Source organism: Bacteriovorax sp. As-1, assembly GCF_058446905.1.
This window is the reverse complement of record NZ_CP184341.1, coordinates 873,658-895,084: the sequence shown is the minus strand read 5'-3', so window position 1 is coordinate 895,084 and position 21,427 is coordinate 873,658. Positions and strand designations below refer to the sequence as shown.

Here is a 21,427-nt window from a genome sequence, read left to right as displayed (position 1 = left end):
GGAAACCGGGCCTTTTTTATTTGTACTCTTTTTTATTTTTCTTGATGAATCCCACTAAACAGATCCTGTCTCCAGGTTAGCTTAACAGGGTTGAGATACTTTTCTTGGTACTGTTTTGAATTATCTAAATACCATTGTCTCAGCTTTGGCAGGTTGTGAAGCCCGACGTGGGGATGGATATGGTGCAGGCAGTGGTAGCCGATATTATGTGGCCCTATAAAGAACCTTTCAAAGAAATTCATATGGTGATCAAAGGTCGACTCAATCATGGTGTAAACTGAGCGATCCTGAACAATATTGTATTCGTGTTCAATCAAAAGGCGGTAGATACAGAAAACGCCACCAGCAGGGATGACCAGGTAGTAACAATAAATTAAAAATTCAAAGCGAGTCAAGGCCAGGTAATAAAGAGCGCAGTGGAAGGCCATGATCGGAAGGTCTTCGTAAATACAAGTTAAAATTTCCCTGTCTTTAGAAAGGTCTTTTCCCGAAACATCTTGTAAGAAGATGCGCCCGTAAGGATTGCGCAGCTTTGGGAAGACTAGAGCAAAAGGAGCAAAAAAAGTTCTCGCGATCCAGAAAGGAACAAAGAAGAGTCCCTTTTTCATTGTGAGCCAGAAGCGCACGACGCCGATACACTTTTTGTTAATGTTGTAATAAGGGTCGTTATCTTTAAGCGTGTCGCGATGATGGCGGATATGGTGGTAGGCCATGGCATTAGCACTTTTCCCAATGATGTATCCTGAAAAGATTTCCAGGATCCTCATATGGATTGTTTTGTTGTGCAAATTCATATGGCAGACGTCGTGAAGAATCACACCAAAAGCATGCAGGCGTCCGGCAATAATGATCGCCCAAATGGGATACAAATAGGCACTGGTATTATACATCAGATAGCAAGCGGCAATAACCACGATCCAGTCGCAGAGCAAGTCCAAATAAAGCCTTGAAATACTGGGACCCAAAAGAAGTTCGCTGGGAACATCTTGTCGCTTGAATGATTGAAGCGTTCTTTCCATTTATAAAGCATACAGAATTTTCTCGATTTCTGATACTATATTCAAAGATTCGACATCTCTTACCAAGGGTGTTTTTTGCTTTCACAACATAAAGTATTGGTGGTTACTGGAGGCTTTCTTTCGGGAAAAGAAGGAAGTTTTTTTGAAGTCTTAAAAAGACAGGTTCTCCAGTGGCAATTTTCGAAGTTCTCATGGCTTGAGGCCATGGTGAAGGTTACGTCTATTGAGCCGATCGTGTATGTGCAAAGTTCAGTGAAAAAAACGAAAGATGAAAGAGTTTTGGATTTTTTTAAGTTCAATGATTTAAATTCCACACCAGAATTAACTGAAACACTAATTGCTACTCTTTTAAAACAAGAGTCAATGGATTTTGAAGTGGCTTCGGTGAACGATCTTTTTTCCAATAAAAAACTCCGTGAAAGACTCTTAAAAGAGTGTGATTGTGTTTTTATTTCAACGACACTTCTGCGCGATTTAAGTGAGATGTTTCCGATTCTCAATTTACTCAAGACTCCTGAAAATCATCTGGTCGTTGGAGGACCTTTAACTCAGCTTTTAAAAGAAAATATTAAATACATGAACAATGTTGAAGTGGTTGCAATAGGCCATGGGGAGTATCTTGTTCCAATTCTTTGTGAGTGGATTAAAACGGATTTTAAAGAATTAAAACCACATCCGACAGCGAGTGGAAGTAAGATTGAGAAGCTCAATAACATTCAAGTCCTTTACAGTGGTCATCCGGAATCAAGCAATCTCGATATGTTTCCAGCGGCAGACTGGAAACTCGCAGAGACATATCACCAAAAAACATTCCCCGTTATTCATTATGAAAGCGTGCGTGGATGCCCATACCGTTGTTCATTTTGTAATTACCCATTTCTTTTTAATGAGAACAGCTTCCGTTATCGTTCGGCCCAAAAAATTGTTAACGACTGGGAGACTTATGAAAAAAATATGGGTCCCAAGATTATCAATTGTCTCGACTCACTCTTTACTATGCCAAGAAAAAGGCTTTTTGAACTTTGTGAAGAAATTCAAAAGCGCGGGCTTAAGAGCCGTTGGGTTTGTTATGCCAGAGCTGAAGACTTAGCGGATGAAGAAGTTTGTAAAGCGATGAAAGCGGCCAATATTCTTCAAGTGCAGATCGGTTTAGAATCGGGGAGCCCTCAGATTTTAGACAATATGAAAAAGCACTGTACGTTGGAAGAAAATATTAAAGCTGTAGAGAATTGCCGCAAATACGGCATCACATCCGTTGTCTCATTAATTGTCGGTTTCCCTGGAGAAACGGAGAGCACAATCGAAGAGACGTATAAGCTGATTAAAAAAACGAAGCCAGACTTTTTCTTTGTAGCAACTTTCAGTACGCGCGCGTCCGGTGTTCCGATTCTTTCAGATGAAAATAGAAAGAAGTTTGGTATCTGGATTGATGAGAATGTTTTTTCTGTTTCACCTTATTGGGAGCATGCAACCATGAGTGCCAGTGAAGTTGGAAAGAATGTGAGAAAGCTTCAGTTGAGATTAATGAGAGAAAAACATTCGCTTAATGCCTTTGCCTTCTATTCAGGAATGCTGGGGTATAAACCAGAAAACCGCGAAGCTCTTTTAGACTTCCAGGCGGCATCAGTGGAGCGTTTTCAAACGCTTCCAAAGTTCTTTAAACTAGTTGTGAGTTTTATTGAAAAGAGAATCCAAAGAGACATCAATAAACTTAAGGTCACTACAACAGCGACTCCTGATAAGCAGCTTGCTTAGTTTGTGAAATTTTCTCTTTCAATTAAGTTGTCGAGTTCAGCGTCGATAGGAGCTGGTTCGTTTTGATCCAACTTCACCAGGCCTTTCCACATTCTTAAATAAATGGCCAGGAATGCTGGTTTTTCTACATTTGGGTCCACAAATTTTGGTAGGTGAATCCATGGAACGTTCGGGTGTTGGTGGTGAGCAAGGTGGTCGTGGTAATTTAAAAAGAAAGCTTTTGTAATCGGGTGAACTTTTAGGTTCCAGGCCCCGTTTCTAATATCGCGAACACTGTAAGCGTGGTCGGCGTATTGAAGAGCTGACCAGGTAAAACCAAAAGCAAAGTAACACATGAAGTAGGTCGTCAGGTCCAGTCCTAGTAAAAAGAATAGTCCGAACTGAACAGCAAGTGTGAAGAGCACTTCCACTCTCATGCGAGTGATTTCTCTGTTTGAAAGGTTTTCAAAACTGCGAAGCATACTTGCTCCACCCATTCTTCCGACTTCATAGTTATCTTTACCAGAAAAACGTGAAGAAAGTAGACTGTTTGGGTTTACTAATAACCAGATTGAACCAATAAAAGGAACGGCCCAATAGACTCCAGTTAATACACCGTAAAGAGTAATGTTTTTTACCAGCTTGTTGTCTCGGTCGTCGTACATTTCAAAAAGTTCATATTGAGTACGATTGTTGCGGTGGTGATTCAAGTGACATCTCTTTTGGAAAGAGTAGGCCGTCGGGAACATGGCCGCCGTGATATTTCCAAAGATGTAATTGATTTTACGATTATAGTGAAAATTTGAGTGAACTGCTTCGTGAAGAAGTGAAAAAGTCGTATTGCCTGTGTAAGCAAATAGCATTACGCAAGCGATCTTAAGCCACCAGTTATCCGTGTGAGCACAGGTGTAGAGTAGGAACATCAATAGTGCAATTGAGCCAACTGCTAAAAAAATATTCAAATTCGCTGGAATGGAAATATTTTTGTTATTGTACATTAACGTCTTTTTCATGGAATTATTCTCACATTTAAGAGGGGGTAACGTCAACCGAGGAAAAGTTCGCTCTCTAGCATTTCCCTCTTAAAAAGATCGCCACTTTTGTCCATTTTTGAGTAAGATTAAAGCATGAAAAAACTGCTAAAAATCACCTTGTTCGGTGCCCTAATCCTAATGGTGGGGTTAATGATCAAGGGCCCGACTCAGGATCGCAAATCCGATGCGTATTTTGCATGGAGATCCCAGCACGAGCATGAGTTGGCGATCAATCGTCTTCATCAGGAAGCGATTCTTAGCCCCAACTTTCATTTTGATCATTTAGAGTTAGTCGAAGTGGCCCCGGGAAAAAGATACTTCAGTCTTTGGGGGCACATGATGCTGCGTTTTGCAGGATCGGGCGGGGCAGACCCAGACCAGGATTTGATTCTTAGTTTTCTTGCAGACTTTAATGATTTTCCAGTTGATGACTGGAAAGCTTCTACTGGTGGTTACGTGGTTATGCCAAAAATCGGAACAGTGGCCCAGTACAAAACGGAGTACATTCAAGGAGAGGGACGAACGATTTTCTTTCACCCAATCCATGCGACCAAAGAAAAAGAACAACTCCTTTTAATGACATTAAGAAACTGGATTAAAGACCCTACACTTCCAGGGGGCTATTCATTTTTTTATAATAACTGCGTAAGCCTGATGACGAAACTTTTAGTGGAAGCAAAACTTTTACCAAGAATGGGCCTTTATGGTTACTGGCCGAAATATGTTCCAAGACAATACGCTCAAGAAGGATTGATTGATTATGAGCAGAGATAAAATCGCCACGATGCCGGACCTTGAAAGATTTAAAGTCATCTGCCTTTATGTCACTCTTTCAACAATTGCTTTCGCTGTTATTTATGGATGGTGTAATCAACAGGCTGCGCTTAACCCGGTTAGATACTCAATGTATACTCAATGGGAGCTTTCAATTCCTCTTATCCCATGGATGATTTACCCATACATTTCTTTAAACCTGCTATTTGTGGTGGCGGCCTTTGTTTTAAAAGAGGTCTCATCAGTTAAAGGATTTTGCACTTCACTGATTGTGGGAGCGATCGTTGCTGGTTTTGTTTTCTACTTCTTCCCTGGGCAACTAGGATTTGTACGCGAAACAGTTCCAGGGTACGAGCAGTATTTTGATTTTATGTTTTCAATTGATCATCCACATAACTTGTTTCCTAGCCTTCACGTTACATACTCAACTCTAGCGATTTTCGCTATGATCGAGCAAACGACGAATAAAATCTTTCATGCTTTTATGTGGGTGTGGTTGGTTTTAATTTCAGCTTCTGTCGTTTTTGTTCACCAGCACCATCTTTTTGATATTGTGACAGGATTTATCCTGGCGCTGGTGATTTATAAATTAGTCTACGAAAAAATTCACAACACTAAGAGAGCGTAAACCGCCTGGCAAATCAGGTGGGCCATCACTCCGCAGACAACAGTTAATGTCAATCTGTTGATGAAAATCCACTTCGGGTCATCTGAGGCAAAGTAGATGTTGTCTTTTTCTTCTGCTTCACTTCTTGCTTTAAGAAATAAATAAGCAAATGAGATTTCGGCCACAGTCGCTAAGGTTGTAACAAAGATAAATGCCAGGGCCATGTTACTCATGGGCGTTAGGTTTATGAAGTTTTCGCGGTTGATATAGTAGAGAGAGACAAGCCCTACAATATGGAAGATGTCGTGGCTGATTCCGTAGCGCGGAGTCCAGTTAAACCATTTGTAAATCATCACCAATTCTAAAGGCCCGCGTGCCCACCAGCTTAAAAGGTGGAAAGCGATAACATATTTAATCGGGACGATAACATCCGGGCTAAAGATAAAAAGAAAGGGCAGAAAAAACCACGTCGTCACAGTGTAGGCAAGCCAGAATGCTTTGGGTTTTGAAATAAGCCCACCAGTCATTGGATTCGGACCATTTTGTTTTTTCTTGTAAAGATAGGCACATGCGCTCACTAAAAGCGGCCATATGACCAGCAGGACTTTTGTTAACATAAAAACCTCTTGTTTGTGTCAATGTTAAGCTACAACAGGTGTAAAAAGATAGGGGTCTATGATAAAATTTTTCTGATGTCGTTAACAGTAGAACAAAAAGACAAACTTTTAGGAATTAAACCTCGCTTCTTTTTTGCGATCATGCTTCCTTTTGCTCTTTGTATCGCTCTTGGCATCTATATTTGGAGACTTCCATTTGTCTGGCAGGACTTCTTTATTTTCTTCGTTTTTTACCAAGTGGCCCTTTTTGGAGTTTCAGTTGGAAATCACCGCTACTTTTCTCACAAGTCATTTAAAGCAACGCCTTTTTTTGAATTCCTTCTTTTCTTCTCATCTGCAGTCGCTTTTCAAACTCCGGCCATTTGTTGGGCGGCAGTTCATAGAAAACACCACCATCATAGCGACAAAGGTGATGATCCTCATTCTCCTTATTTTAAAGAGGGAAGGCCATTGAGTTTTTGGGAGGGTTTCTGGCACGCACACGTTATGTGGATTTTTGGATTGGACACTTTAGGTATTATTAAAAAATACACTCAGGATCTTTATCACAGCGAAAGACTGGTTAGATGGCATCGCTTTCACATGTTGATTGGGATTTCATTTCTTATCATTCCGGGTTTTATCGAAGCGGCGATGCTCGGAGAGTTTTCAGTAGATAATATCCTTCGTGGGGTTTTCTGGGGCGGGCTTTTTAGAGTCATGCTTTTACACAATGCTGTCTTCTTGATTAATTCATGGGGCTGCCACCGCGGTATTGGTTATAGAAGAAATGAAACAAGCGACCAGAGCACTAACAATCCATTGTTGTTTCCTTTTATTCTTGGCGAAGCATGGCACAACAACCACCATGGCTCACAAACCAGTGCTAATAATGCTCAAAAGAGCATTGATATAGACCCGCATTTCTGGGTGCTCAAAGGTTTTGAAAAACTGGGATGGGTTTCAGATATTAAAGACGCACACAAGTCTTAAACCAAGCACATATCAAAACTGACTGTCGGCCTTGTTGAGTCCCAATGAAGTGGGTCTTGAATTTGCCCGTGATCATCTTTGTTATGAACGCTAAAAACGGCCATTGGCATTTTCTGCATAAAAAGGGAGAGGGTCTTTTCCAGATAATCTTCATTCTCAAAGTCAGCGTAGGCGAGCATGTGAAAATCTTTTTCAAAGGCCAGGTGGATAAAGTCGTGAAGGATTTTTTGTCGATCACTCTTTGCGAGATTTTTTTCATAAACAACTTGAGAAAGATAAAGAATATCCAGCGGCGTGTTTTCTTTTGGGAATTTCTTAAATTCAAAGAAGGGAATATTGTTTCCCATGGCATGAATCAATTTAAGTGCCTCTGGGATTTTAGTGATGCGAATCTGTTTTGTTTTAATTGGGTTCCATACCATCGCCAGCGCCAGGAGTTCGCCACTTTTATTAAAAGATAAAAGCAAGTTCTCCATTGAGAAATCGTTCCATTTTCTTAAACGGTGATCCAGTTCTTTTTCCCAGTCATGGGAAAAAAGATCTTTGGGATTATTGAGTGAAAGAAAATTAACAACAAGTTGTTTATCTTCATTGGTTGCTATGCGGACATAGGTTGAAGACGTTCTTAATTTCACTCGGCCAATGACATTGACCATTTTGTATTTTTGCAGCTGCTGATAATAGAGGTTAGCAATTTTGGTTTCGGCCAGGTTGTTTTTAGATTCTTTATTTTCATCAATCAAGACCGTCTGGTAAAAACGGCAGTGATGCATTTCTTTGATCTGTGGAGAGAGTTTGATGAGGTTCGCGTACATCAGGCGCCACTCACGGATGAGCTTGCGGTTCATCTTGATACGCAAGTCTCCCAGGTATCCAACGGTCTGCAATTCTCCATTGATATAACCCGGGCGGTAGGTGATAACACCCATGCCGTAAATCATACCCTGGTCATCTTTTAATAAGATGATGATGGATGAATCACTTCTTTCTTTGAGGAAAGCAAAAAAATCATTTCCTCTGGTGTAGATGATTTCAGACTCTGCCGAACTCAGCGATGTCTGGTGGTAGAAATCAAGGATGTCCTGGTTGTCGGCCTCTGTCGCCTGTGAGATATGCGGATACTGCGCAAAAAAATCTTTAAGGGATAACTCTTTCATTCGCAAAGAGTGGTTAAGAGTTGACGAAAGTTTCTCTCTAACGTCAAAAAGTCTGCCGTATTTTCAATGAAGAGGTCAGATCTTTTTTTCTTTTCTTCAATATCCATTTGTTTCGAAAGAATATTTTCCGCAAGTTCAGTGGTGATATTATCACGTTTTACCAGCCGCTCAAGTTGAATAGAGCGTGGAGCATAAGTGCAGACTGCAAGGTCTGTTTTCTCATTGAGTTTTTTTTCAAATAAAAGAGGAACGTCATAGACAATAAAACCATGGGGTTCAAATGCACTATAGGCGCTCGAAAAAGCATCAGGCATACGCGAGTAAATATAGGTTTCAAGCAAGAGTTGATTCTCAGGGGTTTTAAAGGCCAGCTCTCTTAGAGTTTTAAAATGAATGGCATCATCGATGATAGCGGCAGTGAAATTTTTAAAAACAAAATCAAAAGATTCTTTCTGCCCGTAAATTCCTTTGACTAGCCTGTCTGCATCAATGACCGGGATGTTTTCATCGCGGAACATTTGGGCCACAGTGCTCTTTCCAGTTGCAATACCACCTGTCAGCGCCACAATCGGCACCGGGATATTGTAGAGGCGAGAGCTCTGGTCTTTAGTAATCCACTTACTTTTTAGCTTTTTCATTAACCTTAGCTTGGTTCCAGTAAACGTCCATTTGTTCCTGGTTCATATTCTCAAGTTTAACACCTTTTGCTTCCATCAGGTCTTCCATAGCGTGGAAGCGACGAAGGAATTTTTTATTGGCATTGCGAAGAGCATCGTGTGGGTCCATATCCAGGTGTCTTGCCAGTTGGGCCACAGAGAAAAGAAGATCGCCTAATTCTTCAAACACAGCTGCGCGGTTTAGTTCGCGGTGTGGAGTTAGCTCTTCTTTTAGTTCCTGCCATTCTTCTTCAACTTTGTAGGCCACTTGAGTGTAGTCATCCCAGTCGAACTTAATATCGTTTGTTTTTTTACCGATTTTTACCGCTGACATTAAAGGAGGTGCATTTAAAACAGAAGACTTAATACGGTGATGATTTTTTTCACCTTCTTCGCGAAGTTTTTCTTCCGCTTTGATTTTTTCCCAGTTAATTAAAACCTGGTCAGCAGAAATCGAAGTGTCTTTCTTTTCGAAAACGTGCGGGTGACGGCGGATAAGTTTTTCACTTAAGCGTGCCGAAACCGATTCAATATCAAAGAGTCCTTTTTCTGAACCCATTTGAGCGTGAAGCAGAACTTGCATCAGAACGTCGCCAATTTCTTCTTCCATTTTTTTCGGGTCTTTTTCTTCAACCGCTTCAACAAATTCGTACGACTCTTCCAGAAGATATTTTAGAAGAGACTCGTGCGTTTGTTTTAAGTCCCAAGGGCATCCTTCAGTCGGATGGCGTAGGTCGGCGATGACATCTTTTAGTTTCTCAAAATTGCTTTTATTCATTTGCGGCACCTGCTAATATTTGTTACCTTTTAGGGTATCAGGAAAGATTGATGAAGTTTGAGATATTTTACCAGAATAGTGGGTCAAAAAGAAATAACAGTCTTGGCATGGACCACGTGATTTCTGCCTTAGAAGCTGTCCTCAGCGCTAATCTTAAAAAAAACCCTCATTTCGCAGGTGTCAAAGAAGTGACCATGACTATGACTCTTTGTGGAAAAACAAAAATCAAAACGCTTAACCGCGATTATCGACAAAAAGACTATGTAACAGATGTCCTTTCTTTTCCAGTTTATGAAAACTTACGACCAGACAAAAAGCCCCGCGAGAAAAACCTTTCTCAAATGGATTTAGGGGACTTGGTCATTTGTAGAGAAAAGGCCCTATCTCAGGCCCGCGAATTTGAGATAACCTATGAGCAGGAAGTGGTTCACCTGGCCGTGCACGGGTTTTTACACCTTCTAGGTTTTGACCATGAGATTTCTGATAAAGAAGAAAAGATCATGGAAACTCACGAGAGTGCACTGGTTGGACAAATTTATAAAAAACTTAAGGCAAAGAAATAAATATGAATGAACAAATCAAAATTGAACTCAATGAAAAACGTCTCGACATCAAAACCTACGCGGAGAAATTAGATCTTCTGCGGAGGTCGCTTTGAGATTGAGAAAAAGCTTAATCGCCTTGAGGAAATCTCTCGCATAGAAGCGATGGACGGTTTTTGGGATGACGCTCCCAATGCTGCTAAAATCCAGAAAGAAAAATCAGTTCTGGAAGAAGTCACCACTACATACACCCACTTGAAACAACTCTACGATGACTTTGATGTTCTTTGGGAATTTGCTACCACTGAAAATGATGAGTCTTCAGCAGTAGAAGCGATCGAAGGTTACAAAAACTTTTTAATCGAATTCACTCACGCGGAACAAAAAGTTCTCCTCTCGCATGAACTTGACCCAAACAACGCTATCGTAACTGTAAACGCTGGTGCCGGAGGGACGGAGTCGTGTGACTGGGCCTATATGCTTCTGCGTATGATTATCCGCTGGGCAGAATCAAAAAAATTCAAAGTGCAAATCCTTGATACACAAGAAGGGGATTCTGCAGGGATCAAGTCGGCGACAGTGACAATTACCGGTCCATACGCTTTTGGTCTTTTAAAATCTGAATCCGGAGTTCATAGGCTTGTTCGTCTCTCTCCATTTGATTCAGCAGGAAGAAGACATACATCGTTTGCTTCACTTTTCGTTTCAGCGGAAATTGATGACACGATTGAAATTGAAATCCTGGATAAGGATTTACGTATCGACGTTTACCGTGCCGGTGGATCGGGCGGTCAGGGTGTAAACACGACAGACTCTGCTGTTCGTATTACCCACTTGCCAACCAACATCGTCGTTGTTTGTCAGAACGAAAGATCACAGTTGCAAAACAAAGCGCAGGCGATGAAAGTACTCCGTTCTCGTTTATATGAACTAGAGATGGAAAAAAGAAGAATTAAAGAAGCAGAAGCTGAGGCCAATAAAAAAGATATCGCATGGGGAGCACAGATCAGATCTTACGTTCTTCACCCTTATAAGCTGGTTAAAGACCACCGCACAGACTTTGAATCTTCTCAGGCGGAAAAAGTCCTGGAAGGCGACTTAGATGATTTCATCGACGCGTTTTTAAGATGGACGGTCGAAGAAGGGACAAAGAGTGAAGTCCACTAATTTTCGCCTTTTTTTGATGCTCTTTTTGGATCATCCAACCACCAAAAAATTCCTGATTGGAGTTTGGATTGGGTTGGCATTTTCTATTGCTGTTATTCTTTCTACTGTCGGAATTATGGATGGATTTGAGCGCGCTCTTCGACATGGTCTGAGAAACTCGGCCGGCGATGTGACGATGCAGTCACGCTATGGTTTTTTCTTAGTGACAGATAGACTTAAAGAAAAACTCGACGAAGAAGATATCAAAAAATTTTCTCCCTTAGTGCAAACTGAAAGCTTCATGGTTTTTAACGATGAGTCGCGTGGAGTTTTAATTAAAGGGATCGATTCCTCTTATGGTAAAGTCGTGGGTCTTCCCCTTGACCTCTCTCCTATGTCAGTCATTATTGGTTCAGAAATTGCCCGCATCAACCACGTTGCAATCGGGGATGAAATCGTCCTGGCCTTCGGCAAAGGTGGAACTGAATTTAAAAATATGCCGGCCCTTTCGCGCTTTAAAGTTGAGCGCATTATCACTCATGGGGTTTATCAAAAAGACGCCCGCATGATTTATATGCGACTGGAAGATATCCAACGCATTCAAGGGTTGGGTTCAAAAGTTAATACCATTGCTCTTAATGTAGAGCACCCACCCAAAGTAGGGGACAACGATTTAAAATTAATTGAAGATAAAATCACAGACCTAAGACTTAAGTTTGAGCCGGATTTTTATTTTAAACCTTATTGGAGAGAGTTCTCTTCTTTAATTGAAGCTGTTCAGGCGGAGAAGGTTTTAATCAGCCTGATTCTGCAATTGATTGTCGTGATTTCTGTTTTTAACGTTTTGGCCTTTATTTATTTTATCAATGAGAAAAAATCAAAAGAGCTTTTTTTATTTAAGGCCCTGGGTCTTTCAAGAAAAGCGATGAATAACTTATGGCTCAAGTTTGTCTTTGCTATTTGGGTGGCCTCATCACTTCTGTCGATGGTATTTGTTCAGGTCTTTAGGTTTCTTCTTCTCAATGTCCCACTCTTTAAGCTTCCGGCAGAAGTCTATCACATGCCGAGAATTGACCTCTTTTTATCGTGGCAGGACTACGCCTTAGTTTTTACTCTGGCCTTGGTCTGGATTCTTTTAATTACATACTACCTTCTTCGCAAACTAAGAAAAAAGAGTCTCTTAGAAGGTCTTCGTCAGGAATTTGTATGAGCTCAAACATCATGATTAAAATTGAAAACGTGAAGAAATTCTATACGAAGTCTCATGCTTTAAATAACGTGACTGTGACGATGAATGCCGGGGAAGAGTATTTAATCCGTGGAGCTTCTGGTTCCGGAAAATCGACACTGCTATATCTTTTAGGTGGACTTGATCGTCCGACTGAAGGGAAGGTGATTGTTAACCAGAAAAACTTAAGTGAACTAAGCGACGAAGACCTGGCGTTATACCGCAACCGTTATGTGGGATTTGTTTTCCAGTTTCACTTTCTGCTTTCTTCAATGAACTGTTTAGAAAACATCCTTCTGCCGGCAAGACTTGGTGGAGTGTACACGGATGAAGTGAAAGAAAGAGCGATCTCGCTAGCAAAGCTTTTACAAGTTGAGCACTGCTTGGAAAAATACCCGTACGAACTCTCGGGAGGAGAGCAACAGCGAATCAATATCATTCGCGCATTGTCATTAAAACCAAAGCTACTTCTTTGCGACGAGCCAACAGGAAATTTAGATTCGGAGAATTCGCAAAAGGTTATCCAACTATTGAGATCATTAGCGCGTGAATTCGGGGCCACACTTGTTGTCGTCACTCACGATCCACAAATCGCACAAAGCTTTTCCAATCAGCTTCTTATGAAGGATGGAGTTCTTGTAACGCAATGAGTTTCTCCCTCTCGCTTTTTAGAGTAAAAGAACTTTCCACCACCGGCTTTTCTTGTTACTTTTAATAACTTAGTTTTTTAATCGGACAGTGGAGATTTGATGTCTCTGAGATTTATCTCGTTATTCTTTTTTTTAACCCTTTCACTCATCGGTCATTCTTATGCAGCCGAAGACCTAGGCGCCCGTATCGATCTTTTTAAGATTGATCGCATCGACGTTCAAGGTATCAAAAAAGTAGAAAAGGAAGCAGTTTTAGAAAAAATTGGTTCTCGTCCGGGGATGACTCTCGACAATTACCTACTTAAAAAAGATTTAGAAAAAATCTATTCAATGAAATATTTTGAGAGCGTTGAAGCTCATCAGGATAACGACAACGGACAAAACGTTCTTCGTTTTGTTCTAAAAGAAAAACCAATCATTACAAAAATCACTTTCGAAGGTAATGACGGGCTTTCAGACGACGATCTGAAGGGACAAGTTAAATCAAAAGTTTTCTCGATTCTTGATACGACGACAATTAAGAGTGACGTTCAGGGCCTTTTAAAATTCTACGAAGAAAAAGGGTATTTCCTGGCCTCAGTTGATTTTCAGGAAAAGAAAATTAACGATGAAAACACTGAGCTTACTTTCAACATTAAAGAATACGACAAAGTTAAAGTTAAAAAGATCAACTTCCTTGGGAACGTTGCTTTTAAAGACGAAGAGCTAAAGAGCATTCTTCAGACTCAAGAAGACAGCTTGTTTTCTTTTATGTCGGGAACAGGGAATTTCAAAGAGATCAATTTTCAAAACGATATTGAGCGCCTGAAGTATTTCTATCGCATGAAAGGTTACCTTCAGATCAATATTGGAACTCCTGAGATTACTGTCTCTGAAGATAAAAAATGGGTCTTCATTACGATGAAGATGACTGAGGGTCCTCAGTTTACTGTTAATAAGATTACTTTCCAGGGCGAAGTACTTTTCCCGGAGAATGAACTTCACGAGAAAATGGTTCTAAAAGAGCAGGAAACTTACTCTGAAGAATCGCTAAGAAAAGATATTCAGATGCTAACGGAAATGTACCAGGATGAAGGATACGCGTTTGCCAACGTAATCCGCAACCTGAATGTTGTTCCGGGCGAAAATAAAGTAGACGTTGAGTTCTCATTCGAAAAAGGGAAGATCGCTTACTTTGGACGCGTAAAAATTAAAGGGAACCCAAAATCGCGCGATAAAGTTATCCGTCGCGAGATCACAATTAAAGAAGGCCAGAAATTCAATGGAACAGCTCTTCGTCAATCGAGAGAAAATGTTCAGCGTTTAGGTTTCTACGAGCCGGATTCAATCGTATTCAACACTGTTTCTCCTAAAGATAAAGAAGACGTTCTCGATGTAGAGGTTTCTGTAAAAGAAAAGAACACTGGGCAAATCTCTCTTGGTGCTGGTTACTCAACAGCAACTGGTGGATTCTTCCAGGCATCAGTGACTCAGTCTAACTTTAGAGGGATGGGGCAGAACCTGTCTTTTAGCTTAAACCTGGCGAAGTCTTCAAACACTTTCAGTGTCGATTTCACTGAGCCTTATTTCTTAGATACAAAATGGCTTCTTGGTGGAGGGGTTTTCGTTTCTAATAACGATACATCTTCTTCATATAGTGAAAGAAGAAAAGGCTTAAACGTTCGCGTGGGTTACCCGATCATGACGTTTACCAACCTTTATGTGACATATAAATTGGAAGACACAACAATTAAATCTGTTGATGACCCGACAATTGATAAAGCACTTGAAAATGGTCTGGCCTCTTCTATCCAAACATCTATTGTACACGACAAGCGCGACGACAGGTCTGACCCGAGAAAAGGGTATTACCTGAGTTATTCAACAGAATACACTGGTGTTGGTGGTGACAAAAAATGGTTAAAGAACGAAGCTGAAGGCCGCGGTTATTATCCAGTTATTGGTGATTTGATTTTCAGAACGCGCTTCTACGCGGGGAAAATCGACCAGGTTGATTCAAGAAAAATCCCAAGAACTGAAAAGTTCACACTTGGGGGATCGAGAAACCTTCGCGGTTACTCATATGAAGATATCGGACCAACGGCACGCATGAAAGGAACAGATGGAGTTGTCCAAGACTTCAACCTGGGTGGACAGTTCATGTCGTTTACCAATTTCGAGTTGCAGCATCCACTTTCAAGAGAAGCCGGACTAAAATGGGTTCTTTTCTTTGATGCTGGGCATGCAGGTGACTTGAAAAACGTTAAGGTTTATACTGATTATGGATTTGGATTTAGATGGTTCTCGCCAATCGGAGTTCTGCGCTTTGAATTCGGTTATCCATTAACAGGAAAATTCAAAGAACAAGGTTCTCAATTCCACTTTGATATAGGACAATTATTCTAAAATATGAAGGAGTATTCGATGAAAGCACTTATTGCTACTTTGGCCCTTGTAATGACAACTTCTGCTTTTTCAGCAGTTACAGTAGGTAAAGTTGACGTACAAAAAGTTCTAATCACAGTTAACCAAGGTGTTGCTGTACGCGACCAACTAAAAAAATCTTTCGATGAGAAGCAAGCTATCTTAAAGAAAGAAGAAGATTCAATCAAAAAACTACAAGATGACTACTCAAAGAAGGCATCTGTAATCAACGATAAAGAAAAAGCTAAGAAAGAAAGAGAAATCCAGGAAAAGATCATCGCGATCCAACAAAAAACTGCTGGTTTCCAAAAAGAAATCCAGGATATGGAGCAAAAACTTAAAACTCCAATCTTAGAAAGAGTTAAGACTGTGGTTGATGAAGTTTCTAAAGCATCAGACGTAGACCTGGTTTATGAAGCAGCAACTGCTCCAATCCTATACGCTAAGTCTGAAAAAGACCTGACTGATGAAGTTGTAAAAGCATACAACAAAAAATTCCCAAAATAGTCAGAAGTAAATTTTTTTAAATAAAGAAAGGGACCCGATAGCAAATTTGACTGTCGGGTCCCTTCACTATGTAAGGGGTCCCTAATGAAACTAGGAAACCTAATTAAGTTCGAGCAAAGCTTTCAATTAATCACCCAATCCGACGACTCGCTCGCGGTTGAAGGGATTACCGATTCCACAGAATATCTGCCTCGTCATATCTATTTTATTAAAAATAAAAATTTCATGGCCGACTTTCTTCAAAGTGAAGACGCTCTTCACATTGGCGTGATTATCGAGAAGAAATTTTTTGATTTAGTCAGCCCGGACCAATTAGAACTTATCAAACAAAAAGCATGGTGGGTGGCCACTGTTGTTGATGTAAACCTGGCGATGTCTTTTTTATCGAAGCCTTTTTACGATGAAAAAATCGGAAATCCAAACGACATGGTTGATGGCCGTCAGATGGGAACAGCTTCCATTCACCCAAGTGTATGGATTGCTCAAGGGGCCTTTCTCGGCGAGAACGTGACGATTGCTGAGAATGCAAAAATTCATTCAGGTGTTACTTTGATGTCTGGTGTGACAATCGGAGAAGGAACAGAAATATTCCCGGGTACGACCGTTTATAGAAATGTAAAAATCGGCAACAATGTTCGCATTCACGCTAACTGTGTGATCGGTGCGGATGGTTTTGGATACAACTTCTCAAAAGGTGTTCACCATAAAGTGTGGCACATGGGAAGTGTGATTATCGAAGATGATGTTGAGATTGGAGCAGCGACTTGCATTGATTCAGGAACTTTTTCTCCAACAAAAATTGGAAAAGGCTCTAAGATTGATAACCAGGTTCAAATCGGACACAACTGCAAGCTTGGAACTGGTGTCATCCTTTGTGGACAAGCTGGTCTTGGTGGAAGTACAACGATTGGTGACTATACTGTCTTTGGTGGAGACGCTAAAGCGGCCAATGGTCTTAAGATTGGTAAAGGTGTACAAATTGCCGGAGGCGCTGGTGTCATCAACAATGTTGAAGACGGAGAAGTTCTGGGAGGATTCCCAGCGAGAAATATTAAAGAATGGATGAAAGGTGTCGCTTATATTAGAAAGCACTCACTTTCTTCCTCAAAAGATAAAAGTGAATAGTTATTAGGAGAACGCTCAATGTTACTGACTACTGAACAAGTTAAACAAATCCTTCCCCATAGAGACCCATTCCTGTTTATCGATTCTGTTGAATCGGTAGTTGTTCCAGGAAAAGAAATCATTCAAGGAAAGATTTTTGATATTAAAGAAATCCAGGATGCAGAAGTTGTCGCTCATTACAGAACGAAAAAAGACCATGCGATTTTTGCCGGGCATTTTCCTGATTACCCGATTCTTCCGGGAGTTGTTCAGGTTGAAATGATGGCGCAAGCGACGAGCTTCATAGTTTTATTAGTTAATGAAAACCCATTCAACATGAAAATGGATGTGGCCCTTCTGGGAATCAATGAAGCACGTTTTAGAAAACCAGTTCTTCCTGAAATGGATTTAAAGCTAGTGACAAAAACTCTGAAGATCAGAGGGCCGATGATCACCAGCGAATGTAAACTTTATCACAATGACCAATTAATGAGTGAAGCGACGGTTCTTGCTTCACTCAAAATGCTTTAAGCATAAATAACAAGGAATAGTTTATGAGCAATATCCACCCAAGTGCAATCGTAGACAAAAACGCAAAACTTCACGAGACAGTTCAGGTCGGACCTTTCTGTATCGTTGGACCAAATGTAGAAATCGGAGCTAATACAGTTCTTTTTTCTCATGTTGTGGTTGATGGACATACAACGATTGGAGAAAACAATAAATTCTTTCAAGGCTGTTCAATTGGAGCACCTCCACAGGATAACTCTTACAAAGGTGAACCAACTCGCACAGTGATTGGAAACAACAATACTTTTAGAGAGTACTGCTCAATTCACCGCGGGACTTTAAAAGAAAACCAAATCACTAAGATTGGCGATAACTGCCTTTTCATGGCCTACGTTCACGCAGGTCACGATGTCGTGGTTGGAAACAACTGTACAATCGCTAACTCGACCAACTTCGCAGGCCACGTAAAAATCGGAGACCGTGTGATCATTGGCGGTGGAACTCAAATCCAGCAGTTCGTTTCATTAGGACGTGGAGCTTACATCGGTGGAGCTTCTGCACTTGATCGCGATATTCCTTCTTTTTGTACGGCAATGGGGAACCGCGCCCACCTAAAAGGAATCAACATCATTGGTATGAAACGCCAGGGATACAGCAAACAAGAAATTTCAGAAGTTGTCGATTTCCTAAGAACAATTGAGTCTTCAAACCTTTCTCCTCGTTCATTCGTGGAAAATGCAGAATTAATGGCCGAATACAAAGACAACCGTGTCGTTATTGAGATGGTTGATCAGATTAAAAAATCTGAAATCGGAATTGCGCCATTTAACCCATAAGGATTTTTGTGAGCAAAATTAGAATTGCAGTAATTGGATATGGCCACCTGGGAAAATGGCACGCTCAAAAAGCGGAGAGTTTTCCAGAGGTCGCAGAATTAAAATACATCGTTGAAAAATTCCCGGCAGGGCAGGAAGCTGCTAAAAAAGCGCACCCGAATGCGACGATCGTTGACGATATTTCTAAATGTATTAACGACATTGATGCCGGAGTGGTTGTCACGCCAACATCATTTCACTATGAAATCGTTGAATATCTTTTAAATCACAATAAACACGTTTTCTGTGAGAAACCAGTAACGGAAACAACTGAACAGGCCTTAAGACTGCAGGAGCTTTTAAAGGCGCACCCTGTGATTCTACAGGTTGGTCACTCTGAGAGATTCCACCAGGCGTGGGAGAGAAAAAACGAGTACAAACATTTCTTCGATGCTCCAGCACACATCACTTTAAAGCGTGTGGCCCCTTTTAAAGGCCGCGCGACAGACGTAGATGTTGTTCAAGATTTAATGATCCACGACCTGGATCTTCTGGTTTACCTCTTTGGTGAAACGCCAGTAAGTGTAGAGGCGATGGGCTTTAAAATGAGAACTTCACACTACGATTATGTAACAGCTAACTTCAAATTCAAGTCAGGAAACCGTGCCACAATTACTGTAGGTCGTAATCAGACCAAAGAAGTGCGCGAGCTGGAGATTTCAAATCACGCTGGGACTCTTCTTGTCGACTTGATGAGAAACGAAATTTCAGAGGCCCTTGGAAAAGAAGTGGGACCTGAATTCGTCAACACAGCTAACTATGAAAAACGCGATCACTTACTTCTTGAGCACAAGAATTTCTACAACTCAATTGCCAATAAAAAAGCTCCGATCATCTCTTTAGAAGACGGTCTGACTGCTGTAAGGCTCATTGATAAAGTTTTAGAAAGTGCCCGCAAAAATATTGAGGTCATGCTTTAATGAGTGAGAAGTCGTGCCTGATTATCGCTGGAGAAAAATCCGGCGAAGAGCATACTCTAAGTTTTTTTACTGAGTTAAAAAAGTCTTCTCCTGGCACCAGGTTTTATGGTGTCGGGGGAGATGAATTAAAACGCGAAGGTTTAGAGCTTCTTTATCATTTAAATGACTTTTCTTCGTGGGGCTACAGTGAAGTCATCACGAAAATTCCTTTTTACTACAAGGCGATGAATCACATCGTTGAAGAAGTTAAGAGAAGAAATACCAAGACCGCTATTTTGGTTGATTTCCAGTCATTCAATATGAAACTTGCCGGCAAACTCAAAAAGCTGGGCGTAGAAGTTTTATATTATGTGGCCCCGCAGGCCTGGGCCTGGAAAGAGTATAGAGTTAAAAAGATTGCCCGTTCGGTTCATACTCTTTTTACCATCATCCCTTTTGAGAAAAAATGGTTTCAAGACAGGGGAGTTCAGAGAGTAATCAGTGTTGATCACCCGCTGTGGACAACTTATAAAAATGACTTGTTGAGTTTTAAGAAACAAAGTGAGCTTCATTCTCCGGTGCGCCTGCTTCTTTTACCAGGGTCGCGCAAGTTTGAAGTGGAAAAGCTACTCCCTATCTTTATTGAATCTATCAGGCATTTAAAGAAGGAGATTCCTCTGCATGTCTCGATTGTAAAATCGAGTTCTGTGCCCAATGAGCTTTTTGAACCTTATGCTGAATTTATTGATGAAGAGTTTAGCAATGAAGAGCTGACTGTCGCTCTGAAAAAGGCCGATTTCTCTCTGGCCGCGAGTGGGACAGTGACATTGACATGTGCATTGTACGAACTTCCGACTATTGTTTGTTATAAAACATCGCTCTTAAATCAATTTATTTTTGAGAACCTGGTGAGCTATCGTTGGTTTATCAGCCTTGCCAATATCGTACAGAATCGTTCGGTTTTTCCAGAGTTCCTTCAGGATCAGGTGAGCGCCTATAATATCGTGTCGTATTTAAGGTTTTGGTATTATAATAAAACCGAGTATATGCAGCTTTTAAGCTGGCTTCAACAAACGAAAGACCAAGTCCGTGGTGAGCCCATGAGCGTCCCACAATACATGGCCGATGTAATAGACAATTCTTATGGAAAAAAAATCGATACCTCTCATTAAAAGACTTTTGTTATCTCCATTGTCTTGGATTTGGGAATCGGTTTATTTTTTTCGTAGAGCTTGTTACGACTACGGAATTTTCAGACAAAGATCATTTCAAGTTCCTATCATTTCAATCGGCAACCTGACGTTTGGTGGAACGGGGAAGACTCCTTTCACTCTTTGGCTTGCTGAGTATCTTCACAAGAGAAATAAAAGAGTCATGATCCTTATGCGTGGTTATAAAGGCAAACTGGAAAATTCCAGCGGGCTTATCACGTCAGGAAAAATGATGGCGCCAGACCCTGTGGATTACGGTGATGAAGCGCTTTTATTTGCGAGGAGACTGGAAGACGCTACGATTGTTGTAGGGAAGAGGCGTAGTGAGAACTTAAGTTTTTATTTCCCAAAAGTTGAACCCGATGTTGTTCTTTTAGATGACGGTCACCAACACATTAAGATTAAGCGTAAACTCAACATTGTTCTCTTTGATGCGACAATGCCGATGTTCCGTTACCGTGTCGCACCGTTAGGTTATATGCGCGAAGGTTTTCAAGGTCTAAAAGACGCTGACCTGGTTGTCATTGGGAAAGCTGATGTTGTTTCTGCTGAAAAAATTAAAACTCTGAAAAAATTCCTTCAGCCTCATCTTCCAGTGGGAGTTGAGTTTGCAGAAGTTGGCTTCAGGCCAAACGGCTTTTACAATGCGGCCAATGAGTTGGTGTTAAAGGCTGAAGACATTAAAGGACGCAAAGTGATTTGTGTCGCTGGTGTCGCCAATCCACAATCATTTTATAAATTGCTTGAAGAACTAGGGGCCGAAGTTATTGTGACTGAATCGTTCCCGGATCATCATTACTTCAAGCCAGATGAGATCAACGCTCTTTTATCTTACGCTAAATCAGAAGATGCACTTTTAGTGACGACTGAAAAAGACATGGTGAGAATTAAAAAGATTATTGAGGACGATACGATTGTATTTTTGGAAGTTGATATCCAATTCTTAAGTGGAGAGGAAGCAACGACAAAGGTTATCGATTCGTGCTTTCAAAATTTATACTAGG

The 21,427-nt window shown here is 40.8% G+C and carries 22 protein-coding genes; 16 read left to right on the top strand and 6 right to left on the bottom strand.

Going from position 1 to position 21,427, the window contains the following annotated elements; genetic code table 11:
* Positions 1 to 32: 32 nt before the first annotated feature.
* Positions 33 to 1,019 carry a fatty acid desaturase gene (locus ACN20O_RS04520; protein ID WP_491637619.1) on the bottom strand — a complete coding sequence of 329 codons (987 nt, stop codon included), beginning with the start codon at positions 1,017 to 1,019 and terminating at the stop codon, positions 33 to 35.
* A 75-nt stretch (positions 1,020 to 1,094) separates the two neighbouring features.
* Here ACN20O_RS04520 and ACN20O_RS04515 point away from each other — a divergent pair, with 75 nt between their 5' ends.
* Positions 1,095 to 2,774 carry a B12-binding domain-containing radical SAM protein gene (locus ACN20O_RS04515; RefSeq protein ID WP_491637617.1) on the top strand — a complete coding sequence of 560 codons (1,680 nt, stop codon included), beginning with the start codon at positions 1,095 to 1,097 and terminating at the stop codon, positions 2,772 to 2,774.
* Here the strand turns inward: ACN20O_RS04515 and ACN20O_RS04510 are convergent.
* Positions 2,771 to 3,766 (bottom strand): fatty acid desaturase family protein, encoded by a 996-nt coding sequence (locus ACN20O_RS04510; RefSeq protein ID WP_491637615.1) that lies wholly within the window; start codon positions 3,764 to 3,766, stop codon positions 2,771 to 2,773. The genes ACN20O_RS04515 and ACN20O_RS04510 overlap by 4 nt on opposite strands.
* Positions 3,767 to 3,880: 114 nt before the next feature.
* On the opposite strand from ACN20O_RS04510, the gene ACN20O_RS04505 reads away from it, so the two are divergent.
* Entirely contained in the window at positions 3,881 to 4,561 is a 681-nt protein-coding gene (locus ACN20O_RS04505; RefSeq protein ID WP_491637613.1) for a lipoprotein N-acyltransferase Lnb domain-containing protein, read from the top strand.
* Positions 4,548 to 5,189, top strand: coding sequence for a phosphatase PAP2 family protein (locus ACN20O_RS04500; protein ID WP_491637611.1), 642 nt, complete (start codon positions 4,548 to 4,550; stop codon positions 5,187 to 5,189). Before ACN20O_RS04505 ends, ACN20O_RS04500 begins: the two co-directional genes overlap by 14 nt.
* On the opposite strand, the gene ACN20O_RS04495 is transcribed toward ACN20O_RS04500, so the two are convergent.
* Positions 5,168 to 5,785, bottom strand: coding sequence for a hypothetical protein (locus ACN20O_RS04495; RefSeq protein ID WP_491637609.1), 618 nt, complete (start codon positions 5,783 to 5,785; stop codon positions 5,168 to 5,170). The two genes, ACN20O_RS04500 and ACN20O_RS04495, sit on opposite strands and share 22 nt — an antisense overlap.
* 75 nt (positions 5,786 to 5,860) lie before the next feature.
* Between ACN20O_RS04495 and ACN20O_RS04490 the strand changes: the two genes are divergently transcribed.
* Positions 5,861 to 6,757 (top strand): acyl-CoA desaturase, encoded by an 897-nt coding sequence (locus ACN20O_RS04490; RefSeq protein ID WP_491637607.1) that lies wholly within the window; start codon positions 5,861 to 5,863, stop codon positions 6,755 to 6,757.
* On the opposite strand, the gene ACN20O_RS04485 is transcribed toward ACN20O_RS04490, so the two are convergent.
* The 3 genes from ACN20O_RS04485 to mazG are packed head-to-tail and all read right to left on the bottom strand — an operon-like array spanning position 6,754 to position 9,348.
* Positions 6,754 to 7,914: a hypothetical protein gene (locus tag ACN20O_RS04485; RefSeq protein WP_491637605.1), complete on the bottom strand. Its 1,161-nt coding sequence runs from the start codon at positions 7,912 to 7,914 to the stop codon at positions 6,754 to 6,756. The two genes, ACN20O_RS04490 and ACN20O_RS04485, sit on opposite strands and share 4 nt — an antisense overlap.
* On the bottom strand, positions 7,911 to 8,552 hold the full coding sequence (coaE, locus tag ACN20O_RS04480; protein ID WP_491637603.1) for a dephospho-CoA kinase: 642 nt from the start codon (positions 8,550 to 8,552) through the stop codon (positions 7,911 to 7,913). Before coaE ends, ACN20O_RS04485 begins: the two co-directional genes overlap by 4 nt.
* The gene (mazG, locus tag ACN20O_RS04475) at positions 8,533 to 9,348 is read right to left on the bottom strand and encodes a nucleoside triphosphate pyrophosphohydrolase (RefSeq protein ID WP_102244716.1); all 816 of its coding nucleotides are present in this window, start codon (positions 9,346 to 9,348) and stop codon (positions 8,533 to 8,535) included. Before mazG ends, coaE begins: the two co-directional genes overlap by 20 nt.
* Positions 9,349 to 9,398: 50 nt before the next feature.
* Between mazG and ybeY the strand changes: the two genes are divergently transcribed.
* From ybeY to lpxK, 12 genes are all read left to right on the top strand, one after another.
* Positions 9,399 to 9,911: an rRNA maturation RNase YbeY gene (ybeY, locus tag ACN20O_RS04470; protein ID WP_491637601.1), complete on the top strand. Its 513-nt coding sequence runs from the start codon at positions 9,399 to 9,401 to the stop codon at positions 9,909 to 9,911.
* 20 nt (positions 9,912 to 9,931) lie between these two features.
* Positions 9,932 to 11,057, top strand: a protein-coding gene (gene prfB, locus ACN20O_RS04465; protein ID WP_491639260.1) for a peptide chain release factor 2 whose coding sequence is annotated in 2 segments (ribosomal slippage) — positions 9,932 to 10,003 and positions 10,005 to 11,057 — 1,125 coding nt in all. Because the reading frame shifts where the segments join, the coding sequence is not laid out codon by codon here.
* A complete protein-coding gene (locus tag ACN20O_RS04460) occupies positions 11,044 to 12,246 on the top strand; it encodes an ABC transporter permease (protein ID WP_491637599.1) in 1,203 nt (400 codons plus the stop codon). The genes prfB and ACN20O_RS04460 overlap by 14 nt, the downstream gene beginning before the upstream one ends.
* Complete coding sequence (locus ACN20O_RS04455) at positions 12,243 to 12,914, top strand: ABC transporter ATP-binding protein (protein ID WP_491637597.1); 672 nt, start codon at positions 12,243 to 12,245, stop codon at positions 12,912 to 12,914. The genes ACN20O_RS04460 and ACN20O_RS04455 overlap by 4 nt, the downstream gene beginning before the upstream one ends.
* Before the next feature lie 99 nt (positions 12,915 to 13,013).
* Positions 13,014 to 15,299, top strand: a complete 2,286-nt coding sequence (gene bamA / locus ACN20O_RS04450; RefSeq protein WP_491637595.1) for an outer membrane protein assembly factor BamA — start codon at positions 13,014 to 13,016, stop codon at positions 15,297 to 15,299.
* 18 nt (positions 15,300 to 15,317) lie between these two features.
* Entirely contained in the window at positions 15,318 to 15,824 is a 507-nt protein-coding gene (locus ACN20O_RS04445) for an OmpH/Skp family outer membrane protein (RefSeq protein ID WP_491637593.1), read from the top strand.
* 84 nt (positions 15,825 to 15,908) lie between these two features.
* Entirely contained in the window at positions 15,909 to 16,949 is a 1,041-nt protein-coding gene (gene lpxD, locus ACN20O_RS04440; protein ID WP_491637591.1) for a UDP-3-O-(3-hydroxymyristoyl)glucosamine N-acyltransferase, read from the top strand.
* An 18-nt stretch (positions 16,950 to 16,967) separates the two neighbouring features.
* Positions 16,968 to 17,459 (top strand): 3-hydroxyacyl-ACP dehydratase FabZ family protein, encoded by a 492-nt coding sequence (locus ACN20O_RS04435; protein WP_102244708.1) that lies wholly within the window; start codon positions 16,968 to 16,970, stop codon positions 17,457 to 17,459.
* 23 nt (positions 17,460 to 17,482) lie between these two features.
* Positions 17,483 to 18,274 (top strand): acyl-ACP--UDP-N-acetylglucosamine O-acyltransferase, encoded by a 792-nt coding sequence (lpxA, locus tag ACN20O_RS04430; protein WP_102244707.1) that lies wholly within the window; start codon positions 17,483 to 17,485, stop codon positions 18,272 to 18,274.
* 8 nt (positions 18,275 to 18,282) lie between these two features.
* A complete protein-coding gene (locus ACN20O_RS04425; RefSeq protein ID WP_491637588.1) occupies positions 18,283 to 19,233 on the top strand; it encodes a Gfo/Idh/MocA family protein in 951 nt (316 codons plus the stop codon).
* Complete coding sequence (gene lpxB / locus ACN20O_RS04420; RefSeq protein WP_491637586.1) at positions 19,233 to 20,384, top strand: lipid-A-disaccharide synthase; 1,152 nt, start codon at positions 19,233 to 19,235, stop codon at positions 20,382 to 20,384. The genes ACN20O_RS04425 and lpxB overlap by 1 nt, the downstream gene beginning before the upstream one ends.
* A complete protein-coding gene (lpxK, locus tag ACN20O_RS04415; RefSeq protein WP_491637584.1) occupies positions 20,356 to 21,426 on the top strand; it encodes a tetraacyldisaccharide 4'-kinase in 1,071 nt (356 codons plus the stop codon). Before lpxB ends, lpxK begins: the two co-directional genes overlap by 29 nt.
* Position 21,427 lies beyond the last annotated feature (1 nt).

Coding starts and splice junctions, on each gene's coding strand:
- ACN20O_RS04435 (WP_102244708.1), top strand. CDS start 16,968: ATGTTACTGACTACTGAACAAGTTAAACAAATCCTTCCCCATAGAGAC.
- ybeY (WP_491637601.1), top strand. CDS start 9,399: ATGAAGTTTGAGATATTTTACCAGAATAGTGGGTCAAAAAGAAATAAC.
- ACN20O_RS04490 (WP_491637607.1), top strand. CDS start 5,861: ATGTCGTTAACAGTAGAACAAAAAGACAAACTTTTAGGAATTAAACCT.
- ACN20O_RS04485 (WP_491637605.1), bottom strand. CDS start 7,914: ATGAAAGAGTTATCCCTTAAAGATTTTTTTGCGCAGTATCCGCATATC.
- ACN20O_RS04495 (WP_491637609.1), bottom strand. CDS start 5,785: ATGTTAACAAAAGTCCTGCTGGTCATATGGCCGCTTTTAGTGAGCGCA.
- lpxA (WP_102244707.1), top strand. CDS start 17,483: ATGAGCAATATCCACCCAAGTGCAATCGTAGACAAAAACGCAAAACTT.
- coaE (WP_491637603.1), bottom strand. CDS start 8,552: ATGAAAAAGCTAAAAAGTAAGTGGATTACTAAAGACCAGAGCTCTCGC.
- ACN20O_RS04455 (WP_491637597.1), top strand. CDS start 12,243: ATGAGCTCAAACATCATGATTAAAATTGAAAACGTGAAGAAATTCTAT.
- ACN20O_RS04445 (WP_491637593.1), top strand. CDS start 15,318: ATGAAAGCACTTATTGCTACTTTGGCCCTTGTAATGACAACTTCTGCT.
- bamA (WP_491637595.1), top strand. CDS start 13,014: ATGTCTCTGAGATTTATCTCGTTATTCTTTTTTTTAACCCTTTCACTC.
- lpxK (WP_491637584.1), top strand. CDS start 20,356: ATGGAAAAAAAATCGATACCTCTCATTAAAAGACTTTTGTTATCTCCA.
- ACN20O_RS04510 (WP_491637615.1), bottom strand. CDS start 3,766: ATGAAAAAGACGTTAATGTACAATAACAAAAATATTTCCATTCCAGCG.
- ACN20O_RS04520 (WP_491637619.1), bottom strand. CDS start 1,019: ATGGAAAGAACGCTTCAATCATTCAAGCGACAAGATGTTCCCAGCGAA.
- ACN20O_RS04500 (WP_491637611.1), top strand. CDS start 4,548: ATGAGCAGAGATAAAATCGCCACGATGCCGGACCTTGAAAGATTTAAA.
- lpxD (WP_491637591.1), top strand. CDS start 15,909: ATGAAACTAGGAAACCTAATTAAGTTCGAGCAAAGCTTTCAATTAATC.
- mazG (WP_102244716.1), bottom strand. CDS start 9,348: ATGAATAAAAGCAATTTTGAGAAACTAAAAGATGTCATCGCCGACCTA.
- lpxB (WP_491637586.1), top strand. CDS start 19,233: ATGAGTGAGAAGTCGTGCCTGATTATCGCTGGAGAAAAATCCGGCGAA.
- ACN20O_RS04505 (WP_491637613.1), top strand. CDS start 3,881: ATGAAAAAACTGCTAAAAATCACCTTGTTCGGTGCCCTAATCCTAATG.